This window comes from Halomicronema sp. CCY15110, assembly GCF_016888165.1.
Taxonomy (GTDB): Bacteria; Cyanobacteriota; Cyanobacteriia; order Phormidesmidales; family Phormidesmidaceae; genus Halomicronema.
Map to the genome: position 1 here is coordinate 1 of NZ_JACSWC010000194.1, position 14,824 is coordinate 14,824.

Below are 14,824 nucleotides of genomic sequence, written 5' to 3' on the forward strand. Positions count from 1 at the left end.
TAAGCCCTTTAAATGGAACTATTCGGGCAAGCCTTTGACCTCATAATGGCTATGGTTATTTATGCCGTCGAGTACTACCTAATAACCCATATCGGGGTGTTAGGCTGCAAGATTTCCACCTAATCCCCCCAGTAGGGGAGTTATGCAGAATGCGTCAGACCAATAAATAGTTAGTTGTGATATGAGCATAAAAGAACAGCAAGAACTCATAAACTTACTTAACTTTAGTAAATCTTTTGACTATGAACATGATAACGACAGAGAGATTGTGATTATTGGTTGTGCTTATATTGAAAGTCTTATTAAAGCAATATTGCGAGAATCGTTAGTTCAAGATGAGAAGGAATTGAATTTATTGCTTGACGAGGCTCAAGGAGCGTTGCCAGGGTTAGTTCAGAGAGCTAGAATATTGTACCTCATGGGAATTTTCCCAAAAATTATATTCAACGATATCAAATTGGTGGCTAGAGTTAGAAATCACTTTGCACATAATGTTTCAGCGACATTTGATGATGAGTCTGTGGTGAAAAATGTCAAAAAAATGCAGTGGCATATTGAGTCTATGTTCATGGAGCCTCCAGAAGAAGCATCAATTAGAGATATTTATCAGGTCGCTGTAAACCAATTGGTGTGTCATCTAAATGCGTTACCGAGTTTGGCACGTTACAAGAGGGGAAAAAGCAACTAACAAGCGACTCCAGGCGACTCACCAAAGCGGCGCGAGTTCGGTATATTTTTCCGGTTCCAGTGGGCTGCTTTGCCGGGCACCTGAGCTGAGGCGTTAGAGATTTGGATAGGCAAGACTTCAGGCCATCGCTATTGTTAATGCGGATTAGTTGTTGGCGATTGGGTTATTGTGATTGCTGGAAACACTAAGTTATATGCCAAGAGCTTACCGAGATCGCCCCACTCGTTCACCTTTGAGTCGCATTCACTCCACGCAGACGGACAAGTTACCGGCGGCTAATCAACTTTGATGATTCAATACCAAGGTTATGGAATTTGCGGTGAGTCGATGCAGCCCACGATCAATCCTCCATAACTGAAACCGATAGTGAAGCCGCGATCGCGTCCTCTCCGCAAAGGGCTGCGGTTTTTAGCCATTGTGGGAGTGATCGCCGCTAGCATTTGATCACCTCTCAGAAATTGACAGCGATCGCCTTCAAGCACTGCGGAGAAAAATACCTACTTTGATCGTCGATATGAGCTGAGCCTATTTTTTAGAACGGACTCCGCGCACATTTTCGACTAACAGGAGGGCTAAAATCGCGATGCCTGAATCAACTGAGTTCAACGCTAATGGCGTGCCCGCGATCGCTGATGCCCAGTTGCAGCTCGCGATCGCCTATGCCGATCAAGGAGATTTGGAATCGGCCAAACGACACGCCCAGCTCGCCGCCGCACAGGCGACGCCAGACTGGCCCAACCTCGAATCGCTCGGCGTCCTGCTGTTTCAGTTGAGTCGGTTTTCAGCCGCACGTCGTCTGCTCACCCAGGCGGAGCAAAATGGGCCGTTGGGCAGCGAAACGCTCAAAATGCTGGCAGCGCTGTACCGCCGCGTGGGTGAGACCGTCAAAGCGCGACACTGCATTGCGGCTTGGGTGCAGCTCGACGCGATCGCCGCCCCCAGCCATCCCCATCCCGACCGACCCAATATTCTGCGTCTGCGCTCGGTGGAAAAAAGCTACTTCGGCATCAAAACCAATCGGAAAACGGGCTTGCGGTACTGCTGGCTCAAGGGTGGCCACTTTTCTAGCAAAAATCTGATTGACCGGAGCCGCTGCAACCTCTATGTGGGAACCGTATCCAGCCACACTCCCATTGGGCCGGAGGCACTGCCGGACGTTGACCTGATCGTCAATGGCGTCAGCTGCGCTGATTTAGATCCGGTGGGGCAGAACCACGTCGAAGCCTGCCTGGCTAACTTCCCAAACGTGCCCGTGATCAACCCACCCAGCCAGGTGCGCCGCACTACCCGCGCCGAAAACGCCCGCCGCCTGGGCGTCCTCCCTCACGTCATCCTGCCGCAGGCCGAACTGTTCCAGCTCGAAGGGTCAGCAGCGGCGATCACCAATCAGATGGAAGCGACTGGACTGAGCTACCCGATGATCGTGCGCCATCGCGGTACGCAGACGGGCAAGACCGTGGAAAAGGTTGATCACCGCTCGGCCCTGGTCGAATGGCTAGCGGCCCAACCCCCAGGCACCGAATTCTATGCCACTGCCTTTATCGATTGCCGCTGGCCGGACGGCCATTACCACAAGTCCCGAGTATTCTTCATTGACGGCGAGTTGTTTCCCGTTGCCAGCTTAGCCAGCGACACCTGGCAGATTCATTCCGGCGATCGCTATCGCATCATGTCCTCCACGCCCTCCACTCAGGCAGACGAGCAGCGGTTCCTGAACGATCCCGCTGCGTACTTAGGCCCCAAAGCCTTCGATGCCCTTTACGCCATTTATGAAACCATTGGGCTGAATTTTTTCGGCATTGACTTCACCCTTGACGCCGAGGGCAACGTCATCGTGTTCGAGGCCAACGCTGCCATGCGTCACAACTTCGACCACGCAGACAACTTCCCCTACACCCGCCCCTATTTAGAAAACGTCTCGGCAGCGTTTGCGGCCATGCTCGAACGGCGGGTCACCGCGACAACGTCGCCTATCGCGTAGCGTCCATGCGCCTTCCCCAGATACCATCGCCAGCAACATCATGGCCACTCTCCCGAGGTGTTGACGTCACTATGGTCAGGAATGGGAATTGATTGACGTGTGGACAGCCGCCTCGGCTACCCAAGCCCCCTGCCCCACAAAACTTGGGCTTTATCCAACCCTGTTTGCTGAATCCATGCCACCCTAAGCCGATGCCCCGATTACACCTTGCTCAATTCACCGGGCCAACGGGCCAACTCTCCACCGAGACGACCCGCAAACTTGCGGCTGAACTGGTCACCGCGCTCAGGACTCCGCCGCATTGGCTGGTGTTGGTTACAGATCAGCAGCCCATTGATCTCGACGGGGTCATCAACCTGTTGGCGGCAGTGGGGCAGCCGCAGGCGATCGCCGAGGGTGAACTGCCGCGCATTTCGACCACCCAGATCCGGGTGGATACGCAACAGGCAGCTCGTCACGGCAAGGTAACCCGCTACAGCCGTACCCCCGATGCTCTGCCGCTGCACACCGACTGCAGCAACAAAGCCCTCCCACCCAACCTAGTAGCATTTGCGATGGAACGCCCCGATCCCCAAGGCGGCGGTGAAAGCGTGATGTTGTCGGCGGCGGATTTGGTGCACGACCTGCCCGCAGACTTGCTCAGTCGTTTGCGTCAGCCGATCTTTCCATTTACCGCCAAAAAGCGGTACCCAATTCTCCAGGGTGAGGGCGACGAGGTGCAGATTCGCTATTACCGACAACAGATCAACTCGGCGCTGAGCCAGCAGTGTACGTTGTCGGACGAGGCACAGGCCGCGATCGATGAGTTGGAACGCTACTTGGCACGATCGCAGCGATCGGTGCGCTTCGCCATGCAGGCAGGCGAGGTTGTGATCATGGATAATCGGCGCGTCTTGCACGGTCGCAGTGCCATGGCCGCCAACAGCCCCCGTCTGATGCATCGGTTCCGGCTATCCGTCCCAGCATTGTCTACGGGTGAAGCATAAGTTACGAACCGATTAGCCGCTTCGATAACACAGTGCTAGAAAAGTGCCTATCCAGCCGAGAGCGATCGCCCCACTCATTAACCGTTTAAGCCACATTCACTCCACACAGGCTCACAAGTTATCGGCGGCTAATCAACTTTGATGATTCAATACAAAGGTTATGGAATCTGCGGTGAGTCGATGCAGCCCACGATCAATCCTCCACAACTTAAACCGATCGCACAACCGCGATCGCGCCCCCTCCGCAAAGGGCTGCGGTTTTTGGCCATTGTGGGAGCGATCCTCATAATTCCTAATCATCTGCCGGGCGTATAGGCTAGCCTTACCATAGGCACTATGGCGTCAGCACAATTGTCATCCGCTAAGCTAAAAGCACCAGTCTGTTTGCATCTATCGAACTCGCGAGTTTATTAGAGGAGATGATCATGACGCTTCAAGAAACCGCGATCGCGAAGATTCAGCAACTTCCAGACGCGCTTGTTCAAGAAATCATCCACTTTATCGACTCCATCACTCACAACCATCAAGCAAAAGTAACGAGTGACTCACTAGAAAGCGATCGCTCCGAAGCTTGGACACGGTGGTTTCAGGTTACTGACAGCTTAGAAACCACACCAACAGCGTCAATCAGCGAATATCAGCAACACTTGTTGATCAAATATCGACAGCAAGGACTCGACCTGTGATTCTCTGCGACGCTGGGGTTTTGCTTTGTCTGGTTGACCGCACTCAACCTCAGCACAACGCTTATCGAACCACCGTTACCGGTTTGGCAAAACCTCTGACTACAACCTAGCCATGTCTGACAGAAGCCATGTACCTCGCTCTCCATCGCGGCGGCTGGGTAATGCAAAAACAATTGGGTCAACTGCTTCTAGATCAGCTACTTGTCACTTATGAAATTTCGCCAGATGAATATGCCCGCTTGTTGTCTCTGATGGAGAAGTACCGCGATCGGCCAATGGACTTGGCAGATGCAACCCTGGTTGTGGCGGCTGAAAAAACTGGATATCGACGAATTCTCACCCTCGATTCAGATTTTCTGTTTTATCGAATTAGCGATCGAGATAGTTTCGATGTCATTCAAGTTCAATAACAAGATGTATGAGCAAAAACGTTTGTAAGAACTCTGTTAATGCGGACTGAAGGGAGATCTTGGTGGAGTTGTGAAGAAGGGCTACAGTTTTTAGCGATTGTGGGAACGATCGCGGCGAAAGGCGACACCTTCAGTTAAGTTGAAAAGCTTGCTTTAAGCGAGCATCTAACTGCACTGACTGTAGACGACTCAGATCCCTTAACTTTCTGATCACGAGCTAACGATCAAGCGTCGCCAAGCGAGTTGATTTGACTTTTGAGGTCACCCGCAGTCCGGTCTGTACGAAGTCAGAGTCATCCGCACTCAACAAAAGCTCACTTGCTTCTAGTTGGCGAGTCTTTTGCGAGGTCACGGCACACACCACAACGTCCGTACCCACAGGATCAATCCATAAGATGATGGCCGGTCTGAGTTTCGTCTGGCTGAGGTCAGTAAAAGGAAAATTTATTAGAACGACGCTACCCTTTACGACCATGCCACCGGCTCTCCGTCATTGGTTGTATAGAGCTCCGGCTCATGCTGCCAAAAATTGAAGCTGCCGCCCTGTTCAGCCAGGTGCATCATTTCCACCGTCGACGGATACGGCACATCCCCTAGCAACTTATCCAACAATAAAGCTTGTTCACTGGCGGAAAGTGAGTGGATGACCTGAAGCAGGGATTCCACCAGTTGGATATTGACATCTGATGAAATGGCTTCCATACGTTGACCTCCCACTATCGTCATGAACCTACTGGTTTCATTCTATTGAGTTGCATCCCGTTAGCGATCTAAACGTCTAAGGCGACCGCTCACAATCAACAGCTTTGATGATTCAATACAAAAGTTATGGAATCAGCGGTGAGCCGATGCAGCCCACAATCAACCGTCCAAAACCGATCTCGCCCCCGCGATCGCGTCCCCTCCGCAAAGGGCTGCGGTTTTTAGCCATTGTGGGGGCGATCGCGCTCTCGATTCTCTTGTTTGATCGCGCATTGTGGCCCAATCGCTACCAGCTCGCGCCCTGGGTCTTTGGTGACGCCTTTTATCGAGTGCAAACCAGTGAAAAAGTCGTGGCGCTCACCTTTGACGATGGCCCCGACCCGCGTTACACCGCGCAAATTGGGCAAATCCTGGCGGATGCGGGGGCTCCGAGCACCTTTTTTGTCATGGGGCGGCACGTCCAGCAGCATCCCGACGTGGTGCAGACCCTCATGGCGCAAGGGCATGAACTCGGCAACCACACCTGGAGTCACCCCAGCCTGAAGGCGAAGTCGCCCGCCACGATTCGTCAAGAGTTGGAATCGACGGATCAACTGCTCCGCGACCTGGGCTACACCGCCCCGATTCCCTTTCGATCGCCCTACGGCCACAGTTGGTTTACCCTGCCCCATGTGCTCAAGCAGCGTGATCAAGCCAACATTTTGTGGACGGTGCAGATGAACGACTGGCAGCCCGAAGAGCCGGACGTGATGATGGAGTTGCTGGCCCCCAAGTTTGGCAACGGCGCGATCGTGCTGATGCATGACGGTGACGGCGAGTCGGAAGGGGCCGATCGCAGCAACACCGTCACCCTCGTGCAAATGATTTTGGACAAGTATCTTGCCGAGGGGTATCGCTTCGTCACCCTTTCTGAGCTATTGGCTCAGGGCAAACCGATTCGCCACTGGTCCTAATTCCCCGCATTCAGCGTCAAATTTTAACCGCCTCTTGATAGACGACGGCGGGGCGCGATCGCTCTAGATTGATACGGATGAGTAATGTTTTCTTAAACATTGCCCGCAAATATGAAAGGATAAGGATCGCCTCACGCACATATCCACGTATCCACAGTTGTTCACACAGGTTCGCCACTATGACGAAATTTCCCATTGACCTCAGCGCTTACAAGCGAATCACCCTCGATCCGGCGGTCACCACGTTAACCGACGAGCAACGCGCCGCCCTCAAGTTCAACATTGAGCTATGTCGCGATGCGATCGTCTTCTTTACCGCCACCGGTGCAGCGCGCGGCGTCGGTGGACACACGGGCGGTCCCTACGACACCGTTCCCGAGGTGATGATCTTGGATGCGATTTTCCGAGGCAATGAGGATAAGTACGTTCCCACCTTCTTTGACGAAGCGGGGCACCGCGTAGCCACCCAGTATTTGATGGCGACCCTCAATGGTGACCTACCTGCCGAGCAACTGATGCAGTACCGCGCGGCGGGTTCCACCCTGCCCGGTCACCCCGAACTGGGTCTGACCCCCGGCGTCAAGTTCAGCTCCGGTCGTCTCGGTCACATGTGGCCCTATGTGAACGGGGTCGCCCTAGCCAACCCTGGCAAAGCCGTTTTCTGCCTCGGTTCTGACGGTTCCCAACAAGAAGGGAACGACGCGGAAGCCGCCCGTCTCTCAGTCGCCAACCACATCAATGTGAAACTGCTGATTGACGATAACGACGTCACCATTGCGGGCCATCCCTCCAGCTATATGGGTGGCTATAGCGTCAAACAGACTCTCGCGGGCCACGGCCTCACCGTGCTCGAAGGCGATGGCGAAGATCTCGATGCGCTCTACGCCAACATCTGCAAAGCGATCGCCACCCCCGGCCCTGTCGCCATCATCATCAAGCGACCCATGTCCGTCGGCATCGAAGGGATTGAAGGCAGCACCCACGGCCACGACGTGATTCCCGTTGACGCCGCCATCAAGTATTTGGAAGCCAAGGGCCACCCGGAAGCCGCCACCATTCTGAAAAACACCGAGAAGCCGAAGAATACCTATGAGTTCCTCGGTTCCTCTGACAAGGTTGGTGCTAACCGCAACGTCTTTGGCGATGCCGTCGTCGAAATTCTCGGTAGCATGGACGAAACTACCCGCAAAGATAGCGTCCTGGTGGTGGATAGCGACCTGGAAGGCTCCTGCGGTCTGGCGCAAATCCGCAAGGCGCACCCTGAAGTATTCATTAGCGGCGGCATCCAAGAGCGGGGCAACCTGTCGGCAGCGGCGGGGTTTGGCATGGAAAAAGGCAAACAAGGCATTTTCGCCACCTTTGCCGCCTTCTTAGAAATGTGTATTTCTGAGATCACCATGGCCCGGTTGAACTACTCCAACCTGCTGTGTCACTTCTCCCACTCGGGAATTGACGACATGGCGGACAACACCTGCCACTTCGGCATCAACAACATGTTTGCCGACAACGGGCTAGATGACGGCTACGATACCAAGCTCTACTTCCCCGCCGATGCGAACCAAATGAAGGCAGTGGTCAAAGCTGTCTTCAACGATCCGGGGTTGCGGTTCATCTTTTCGACCCGCTCCAAAGTGCCCTATCTGCTGGATACCAACGGCAAGGAAATCTTTGGCGGCGACTACACCTTCACCCCTGGTAAAGATGAAGTAATTCGCGAAGGTTCGGCAGGCTACATCGTTACTTTTGGCGATTCCATTTATCGCGCTCTGGACGCTGTCGAGCGATTGAAGCAAGAAGGTATCGAAGTGGGTCTGATCAACAAAGCGACCTTGAACGTCGTCGATGAAGACATGATGGCGAAGATCGGCCAAGCGCCCTTTGTGTTGGTGACTGAGGCCTTCAACCGCCGGACTGGTTTGGGTAGCCGCTTTGGTTCCTGGCTGTTGGAGCGGGGCTACGCACCGAAGTTTGCTTACATCGGCACCCATGAAGAAGGTGGGGGTGGCCTGTGGGAGCAGTTCCCCCATCAGGGCATTGATCCAAGCGGCATCATGAAGAAGGTGAAAGAGCTGGTGGGCTAAGCCGTCGAGGTTTTGCCACTGCAAGTATGCATCAGCGGGAGTCGTCAAATGGGCGGCTCCCGCTTTGTCATGTTTCGGCGTTTCAAGATTTGCAAGGGTCTATTGCGGTTTTAGTCTGTTCGGCATGAACCCGCGCAGACTAAAGGTATATTCACCATTCAAAAGCTATCTATGTCTAAAGAAAACGCCCTCGACTTCCTCAAGCAGGCCACCGATAACTCCACGTTGTCTGAGCAAGTGAAAGAAGCCGATGAGACCACAAAGATCGTTGATTTAGCGAAGCAACACGGTTTTGAATTTTCGGAGGACGACATGAAAAACGCGATTCCGGCCATCAAAGAACAAGCGGGCTTCTTTGGGGAGTTGGCCAAAGCAGTTCTAGAACTTTTTGCCCCTGCTCGTGATGATTATCCAGCGACTGGGGTACAACCTTTCACCGGTGAGCTGGGCCGCAAGCATTAGTCTGGCGGTGGCTCAGTCCAATCGTTACTCGCAGATTTTATTAAAGCGCACCCCGCTGGCCCAGGCTGGCGGGGTGCGCTTTATCGATGCTTAGGGGACGGTTCCCTGTCGGATCAGCCCATCCGTTAGGGCTCAGCTCGAGGGAACCGTCCCCTGACAGGTTCGGTTGCAGAGGGATTTTGCAGAGTCACGCTGCGGATCCTGGATCCGCAGCGTGACTCTGCCCTCTCGGCCAAGGGGCTCGATAGCAACTGGATGTGCTGTTGAGTAACGGCGCAGTGGTACTGCCCACCTATAGTCCCAAGAGGGGGGCGTCGAGGACACGGGCGATGCGATCGCGCACGTCCTCTAAATGAGCTTGGGTGGTAATGGGCATCCTGTCCCCGGTGCGGGAAAGCGCATCACTAATGTCATCCCGCATCTGGCGTAGCTGATAGCGGGCCAAGACGCGGGCATCCTCCGGTGCGCCGAGCGTCCCCAAGGTCGCCATGAACTCGTTAAAGCTCTGGGCGTTGAGGGCATCCCAAAAGGTGCGCCGCAGCACGAGGTTGGACAAAATATTGAGATGGTGGCGCTGCAACCCGCGCCGCAGACTTGATATCTCTGACGCAGCTGCATCGGGATTAGTAATCTCGGACCAAATGCTCTGGTATAGGGAACCATACAGTTCCGACAGGGTGAGCACATCCTCGGCGTCGGTGCGAAATTCCAAATCGCGGACGCGAGCCAAGCGATCGGCGAGGAATAGCTGGCTGAGCGTTACGCTTTGCACTTCCAGCACCTGCTCATAAATCGGGTAATCCAGCGGAAAACTGGTGAGCCGCACGCCCCAGTGCCGCCAGCGATCGGGTGCCAGCTGGTTGATCAGTTGCGAGGAAAAGTCAAAGGCATCGGCGGCAAACACCTCTTCACTCAGGGCGGTCAGGGCGGCCCGCTGTTTGTCTGCCGCGATCGGTTCAAAGGGCGTGTACTCGCGATTTTCCCAAGGGTTCAAACGCCGAAAGCGTTGGCCCCCAACATAATCCGTCAGGGTCAGCGCATTGCTGAAAAAGTAATTGAAGACGAGATCGACCCGGCGGCGGAGGCTACCGTAACCTTCGCCCGGATTTACTGACAGGCGGTTAAGGCGATCCCAGACGGCCTGAGCATTGTCGAGTTGCCACAGGGAATATTGCATGGGGTCGCTGCTGAGATCCCAGGCGCGGGATTCCGGGTCAATAAAGTCAAAAATGTCTTCATCAGTGGCGTAGGCCAAGGCGGGTTCAGTGCTGCGGCGCAGGATACCGCTCAACATCTGCTGCTCCGCCCGGGCCAGGGGAGAAGGCGGTGCTTCGCGGTAGCCGTATTCGATCGCCCAACTATCGTATGGTCCTAAGCGACTGGGAAAGTACTCTCCCTGCTCGGTGCCAGGCGGGGCCACATTGGGGGGGAAATAATCCATCACGGAACTCACCAGACCTTGAGTAGAGGTGAGTTCGGTATTGTTCAAGTCTTCCGGCGCGACGAGTAAGCTGCCCGCAAAGTTGTGGCGCAACCCCAAAGTATGGCCAATTTCATGGGCGGTGAGCGACACTAAATACTGCTGAATAAACGCGTCGAGTTGAGCGCTAGTAAAGTCAGCGCCCGATAGCGTCGACAAGGCTAACGCCCCAAAGGCATTGTGTTGAGCGCTAAGATACCCGGCACAGTGATCATCCGTGAGTTGGTGATTACTGCCTTCGGTGGGCCAGCCTTCCAGATTTCGAGTCATTTCGAGTCCGGCTTCCCCTGCTTGCTGCATGGCGAGCCACTGCAAATACCAGGTTTGCGATCGCTGCCCACACAGCTGCAAATAAAACTCCGAACCATTCGGCGCATCCAGTCCTCGGGATTGGTACTGCTGCCGCAAATAGCGAATCACATTGGCATCGAGAATGATATCCGCATCGAGGATCTGGCCGGTGAGCGGATTCACCCGCGAGGGGCCAAAACCAATCGCCCAATTGCTCAACGAATCTGACCAGCGCACCACGTTGTAGCGCACATCAGAGGGATCCCAGGTCGCGTTATTCGGCATCTGCCGCGCTTCAATGGCGTTCTCAAAGCCGGCCGCTTCAAAGGCTTCATTCCAGGCCAAAATGCCCTGACGAATGGCCTCGCGATATTCTGGAGGCGTCGTATTCTCGATCCAAAAAACAATGGGCTCTTGGGGCGGTGACAGCTCAGCCTGGGGATTTTGTTTTTCGAGATGCCAGCGATTGATGTAGCGCACAAACGGGTCGGTGCGCTGGGTCTGTAGGGGGGCTCGGAAGGCCGTCGTGAAATAGCCGACCCGTTCATCGGCTGGGCGCGGTTGATAGCTGTTATTCACCGGCAACTCCGACAAGCTATAGCGCACCTGCAAAGCAAACCCCCGGCTATCGGGAATGCTATCTAGGGAAAAGCTGAACAACGCCGCCAACGGATCCGTCGCGCCCCCACCAGAAAAGCCAACCACAGTGCCCACTTCCAGGTTTTCGGGAAACATCTGAAGTGACTCGAGCTGGGACAGCTCCGGATTGCGACTGTAATTACTCAAGGCCCAGCCCAAGCCCTCAGTCAGGTTGGCTAAGTCCTGATCCATTAACAGCGTCGATAAATCGATCAGCTTGGCCTGGGTGCTGGGGTCAATGCTGACCACATCCACCACAAAGATGATGGAATCACTGAACGAGGTGTCTTGGAGCCGCTGTTGCCAACTTGCACCACCAGCATTGCGCAAATAAGTGTTGGGCACGGCGACCTGCACGCGATCGCCCGGCATTTCGCGAAACTGTATCACGAAATCGTTGATTGGCCAGCCGCGAAACAGCCCCGCTTCTCCCAGGCCGGATTCCAGAGTCGCCGATAGTAAGAAATTACGGTTGAACTGTCGCGGCGTCAGGGCCAAGTAGGCTTCACCGCGATCGACATTTCCATAAATCGTCAGTAAGCCATCTTGTTTTTCCAGACTTTGGGTTAGCTCCCCAAAATCCAATAGTGGGCCGGTCGCTTCATCCGTTTCCGCCGCCCCGTCATCGGCCTGCGCATAAGCAGTCTGGGCGGCCCAAGTGCCCCCCAGCGCCAGCAACACCGCTAAACACACCCCAGCAATACCTAGGAGCAGGAACTTAATGGAACGGGTCAGACGATTCATGGAATTTTGACTGCGCAGAATGGCTTTCATACAGTTTGAACGGCTCGGCACAATTTCGGAACAACCTTAAGAAGAAGTTTCGGAAAAATCTCACATCTTCCTCGTTCACTAGCAGTTTTGCGGCTCCAATAGTTCTCCAGAGGGCCGCATGGCTGCGAGCCGAGCCCAACTGTTCAGGCTAAGCCAGGCGTTCGCGCCGCGTCTCCCGAAAGTTGTACCGCAATAACCCAAAGAATTTCTGGGAATTCGTCCATTGTCATCATTGGGGGAGGCGTTTTAAGTGCTGCCACATTGCCAAGCTAGGGCACGGTGGGGCTGGATCAGCAGGCATGAGCACCACTGATGATATGAAACACTCGCACAGGCAGCCCCTTTGGGTGAGTGAGGTCGCCGTTGAAGATCTCGACAAGTCATGCTAAAAGCTGTCAAGTTGGCCTAGAGGGACAGATCATTCGTCATATCACACCGTATCTTCGTCGTCCTCTTCATCCTCCAACTCGTCCACCATGTTGGGACTAATCAGGGTGATGTCAAATTCATCCGGCGGCATCGGATTCGTTGAATCGCGTCGCAACTGATAGAAGATGGCTCTGGCTTGCGGCCCAAAGACAATTTCATCTTCATTTTTTAAATCATGGGCGGGGACTTTGCGGCCATTAATCAGCATGCCGTTGGCACTGGGCTTGCCCTTCAGATTGCCTCCACAATGCGGTAGTAAAAGGTGTTGTCGTCCTTGGGCAGCTGCACCAGAGTGGCGTGGTGACGGGATACAAACTGCGATGAGAGGCGGATATCGCATTTCGGGTCGCGGCCGATGGAATAGACGGAGCCGTCTAGGATGATCTCGCGACGGCCTTTACTATCTTCAACGATAAAGATGTTGCTGAGCTGAGATTCTGAAGCCATCCCGACAATTTTTCCTTACCGCGCTGGATTAACAGTAGTACCACAGACCTGCATGGTTTTTCCACTTGGATTCTGTAACAGTAACATTACACTTGGTCATCAGCTTAATTACTGAACACAAAGTTGTCTTGTACAAATCCAAAATGTAGGAGCGACTGCATTTTTCAAGCATGCCCGAAAAGCCTCGAATAGGCTACGTGGTATTAAAACAGATTCGGTCAGACTCAATCTGTCTTTTTGGTGCCACGATGCGGTTCGGCCAAGTTCGGATGACTGCTGGGAAGCGTCTCCAGCAGCGGCAACTGCGGCAACGAATGGTTAATTCGAGGCGAGTTCAGCCTGCAAGAAATCGATAAACTGGCGGGCCGTGCGACCGGAACGGCCATTATGTCGTGTGGCCCACTGGAGGGCTCGCTGTTGTAGGGGGGCGTCGGCGATCGCAAGTTGAGCCTGGGTTGCCAGGTGCCGCACGATCGCGAGATAGGTTTTTTGATCAGCCGCTCCAAAGGTGAGGGTGAGGCCAAAGCGATCGCTAAATGACAGCTTTTCTTGCAGCGTATCCCACGATTGAATTTCGTCTTGGTCGCTGGGACGGGGGCGATCGCTAAAGTATTCCCGCACTAAGTGACGACGGTTTGAGGTGGCATACACTACAACGTTTTGGGCGCGGGCCGTGACGTTGCCTTCCAGCACCACCTTGAGTGCCTTAAAGGCGTCGTCATCTTCTTCAAAGGACAGATCATCGACAAAGATGATGAACTTTTGCGGCAAGTCTCGCACCTGCTCCACAATCGCGGGCAATTCCGTCATGCCCGCTTTATCCACTTGAATCAGCCGCAGACCGCGATCGCCATATTCATTCACCAGGGCTTTGACGAGCGACGATTTGCCCGACCCGCGACTGCCATACAGCAACACATGCAGCGCCGCGTATCCCGCCAGCAAGAACTCCGTATTTTGAATCAACTGTTGGCGCGGCTCATCGTAGGCAGCGAGGTCGCGCAACTGCACCGGATCAGGATGCGGCACCCCAACCAGCGTCCCAGCCTGCCAGCGAAACACGCGATATTGACCCATGGGGCCAATGCCCTGCTGGTGGTAATAGGTCGCGAGCTCAATCAGGCCGGTCTGCCAGTCTGGCAGACCGGGAAACGAAACCTCAGGCCACGATTCTGCCTCTAAATGCCAAACGACCGGCGTTTCCGGCACTTGGCATACCGTTTGTACCCACTGACTGAGCTGATGGCTTTGACAGCCATACAGACTCTGGAGCCGCCGCAGGTCACTCTGGGCCGCCGTCAACAGCGCCGGGGGCAATTCTTGTACTGGGAGTCGCTGGGCCAGGTGCGAGAAGGGATTCTCGGATCGCAAAATTTGCTGAATCAAATGTCCCTGCCAGCTTTGTTGCGCGGTTGCCAAGGCCCGAAACCAGTGACCATAAGCCATCAAACACTCGGCAGAATCTTCCCGACAGAGGGCGTCCAGCAAATTGAGCCACGCCTGACTAATCGGCGTCTCTAACACCGACTGATACAGCAACAACCCCGCCGCCTGCTGCTGAAATCGCTGTACTGACGCGATCGCCTTGGCTGCTAATCCACCCATCACTCACTCTCCGACGCCTGCTCCACTTAGCAAGATACCGCCCAGATGCCCGCTACTATCAATTCTGCGACAAAATCTATCCACACCCACACCCTCACACCCTCACACCCTCACACCCTGCCCCCTCACATCCTGTCAGTCGCTTCGAGCGGTTCCAAAAGTCCTTACAATGGCACTAGCGAAATAGTGAATTCAGTTCAGGACGTTTGC

The 14,824-nt window shown here is 54.4% G+C and carries 12 protein-coding genes and 2 pseudogenes; 9 read left to right on the plus strand and 5 right to left on the minus strand.

The genetic code is table 11. The features are described from left to right. Window positions 1–181 precede the first annotated feature (181 nt). From JUK32_RS05735 to JUK32_RS05755, 6 genes and pseudogenes are all read left to right on the plus strand, one after another. The gene (locus JUK32_RS05735) at window positions 182–688 is read left to right on the plus strand and encodes an MltR family transcriptional regulator (protein ID WP_204137890.1); all 507 of its coding nucleotides are present in this window, start codon (window positions 182–184) and stop codon (window positions 686–688) included. Window positions 689–1,271: 583 nt separating this feature from the next. Beyond that, window positions 1,272–2,669, plus strand: coding sequence for a tetratricopeptide repeat protein (locus tag JUK32_RS05740; RefSeq protein ID WP_204137891.1), 1,398 nt, complete (start codon window positions 1,272–1,274; stop codon window positions 2,667–2,669). A gap of 191 nt (window positions 2,670–2,860) precedes the next feature. Beyond that, window positions 2,861–3,655 (plus strand): TauD/TfdA family dioxygenase, encoded by a 795-nt coding sequence (locus tag JUK32_RS05745; protein WP_204137892.1) that lies wholly within the window; start codon window positions 2,861–2,863, stop codon window positions 3,653–3,655. A gap of 180 nt (window positions 3,656–3,835) precedes the next feature. Then, window positions 3,836–3,970 (plus strand): hypothetical protein, encoded by a 135-nt coding sequence (locus tag JUK32_RS27945; RefSeq protein WP_255538113.1) that lies wholly within the window; start codon window positions 3,836–3,838, stop codon window positions 3,968–3,970. Between the two features lie 110 nt (window positions 3,971–4,080). Continuing rightward, a complete protein-coding gene (locus JUK32_RS05750; protein WP_204137893.1) occupies window positions 4,081–4,341 on the plus strand; it encodes a hypothetical protein in 261 nt (86 codons plus the stop codon). Further along, window positions 4,338–4,751, plus strand: a pseudogene (locus JUK32_RS05755) (type II toxin-antitoxin system VapC family toxin). The gene JUK32_RS05750 and the pseudogene JUK32_RS05755 overlap by 4 nt, the downstream one beginning before the upstream one ends. A gap of 217 nt (window positions 4,752–4,968) precedes the next feature. Here the strand turns inward: JUK32_RS05755 and JUK32_RS05760 are convergent. Further along, window positions 4,969–5,226 (minus strand): type II toxin-antitoxin system PemK/MazF family toxin, encoded by a 258-nt coding sequence (locus tag JUK32_RS05760; protein ID WP_204137895.1) that lies wholly within the window; start codon window positions 5,224–5,226, stop codon window positions 4,969–4,971. Next, window positions 5,217–5,453, minus strand: coding sequence for a hypothetical protein (locus JUK32_RS05765; RefSeq protein ID WP_204137896.1), 237 nt, complete (start codon window positions 5,451–5,453; stop codon window positions 5,217–5,219). The genes JUK32_RS05760 and JUK32_RS05765 overlap by 10 nt, the downstream gene beginning before the upstream one ends. Window positions 5,454–5,599: 146 nt before the next feature. On the opposite strand from JUK32_RS05765, the gene JUK32_RS05770 reads away from it, so the two are divergent. From JUK32_RS05770 to JUK32_RS27420, 3 genes are all read left to right on the plus strand, one after another. After that, the gene (locus JUK32_RS05770; RefSeq protein WP_204137897.1) at window positions 5,600–6,406 is read left to right on the plus strand and encodes a polysaccharide deacetylase family protein; all 807 of its coding nucleotides are present in this window, start codon (window positions 5,600–5,602) and stop codon (window positions 6,404–6,406) included. A gap of 179 nt (window positions 6,407–6,585) precedes the next feature. Further along, entirely contained in the window at window positions 6,586–8,487 is a 1,902-nt protein-coding gene (locus JUK32_RS05775; protein ID WP_204137898.1) for a transketolase C-terminal domain-containing protein, read from the plus strand. Between the two features lie 171 nt (window positions 8,488–8,658). Further along, window positions 8,659–8,949, plus strand: coding sequence for a Nif11-like leader peptide family natural product precursor (locus JUK32_RS27420; RefSeq protein WP_239112367.1), 291 nt, complete (start codon window positions 8,659–8,661; stop codon window positions 8,947–8,949). A 292-nt stretch (window positions 8,950–9,241) separates the two neighbouring features. Here the strand turns inward: JUK32_RS27420 and JUK32_RS05785 are convergent, their stop codons facing one another. From JUK32_RS05785 to JUK32_RS05795, 3 genes and pseudogenes are all read right to left on the minus strand, one after another. After that, window positions 9,242–12,133 (minus strand): zinc-dependent metalloprotease, encoded by a 2,892-nt coding sequence (locus JUK32_RS05785; RefSeq protein ID WP_204137899.1) that lies wholly within the window; start codon window positions 12,131–12,133, stop codon window positions 9,242–9,244. Window positions 12,134–12,563: 430 nt separating this feature from the next. Further along, window positions 12,564–13,009: pseudogene (locus tag JUK32_RS28665) on the minus strand (FHA domain-containing protein). Between the two features lie 318 nt (window positions 13,010–13,327). Continuing rightward, window positions 13,328–14,614: an ATP-binding protein gene (locus JUK32_RS05795; RefSeq protein ID WP_204137900.1), complete on the minus strand. Its 1,287-nt coding sequence runs from the start codon at window positions 14,612–14,614 to the stop codon at window positions 13,328–13,330. Window positions 14,615–14,824: the final 210 nt, after the last annotated feature.

Bases quoted from the DNA above. Each gene is read 5' to 3' on its own strand.
- JUK32_RS05785 (WP_204137899.1), bottom strand. From the start codon at position 12,133: ATGAAAGCCATTCTGCGCAGTCAAAATTCCATGAATCGTCTGACCCGT.
- JUK32_RS05735 (WP_204137890.1), top strand. From the start codon at position 182: ATGAGCATAAAAGAACAGCAAGAACTCATAAACTTACTTAACTTTAGT.
- JUK32_RS05740 (WP_204137891.1), top strand. From the start codon at position 1,272: ATGCCTGAATCAACTGAGTTCAACGCTAATGGCGTGCCCGCGATCGCT.
- JUK32_RS05795 (WP_204137900.1), bottom strand. From the start codon at position 14,614: ATGGGTGGATTAGCAGCCAAGGCGATCGCGTCAGTACAGCGATTTCAG.
- JUK32_RS27945 (WP_255538113.1), top strand. From the start codon at position 3,836: ATGCAGCCCACGATCAATCCTCCACAACTTAAACCGATCGCACAACCG.
- JUK32_RS05775 (WP_204137898.1), top strand. From the start codon at position 6,586: ATGACGAAATTTCCCATTGACCTCAGCGCTTACAAGCGAATCACCCTC.
- JUK32_RS05760 (WP_204137895.1), bottom strand. From the start codon at position 5,226: ATGGTCGTAAAGGGTAGCGTCGTTCTAATAAATTTTCCTTTTACTGAC.
- JUK32_RS05745 (WP_204137892.1), top strand. From the start codon at position 2,861: ATGCCCCGATTACACCTTGCTCAATTCACCGGGCCAACGGGCCAACTC.
- JUK32_RS27420 (WP_239112367.1), top strand. From the start codon at position 8,659: ATGTCTAAAGAAAACGCCCTCGACTTCCTCAAGCAGGCCACCGATAAC.
- JUK32_RS05770 (WP_204137897.1), top strand. From the start codon at position 5,600: ATGCAGCCCACAATCAACCGTCCAAAACCGATCTCGCCCCCGCGATCG.
- JUK32_RS05765 (WP_204137896.1), bottom strand. From the start codon at position 5,453: ATGGAAGCCATTTCATCAGATGTCAATATCCAACTGGTGGAATCCCTG.
- JUK32_RS05750 (WP_204137893.1), top strand. From the start codon at position 4,081: ATGACGCTTCAAGAAACCGCGATCGCGAAGATTCAGCAACTTCCAGAC.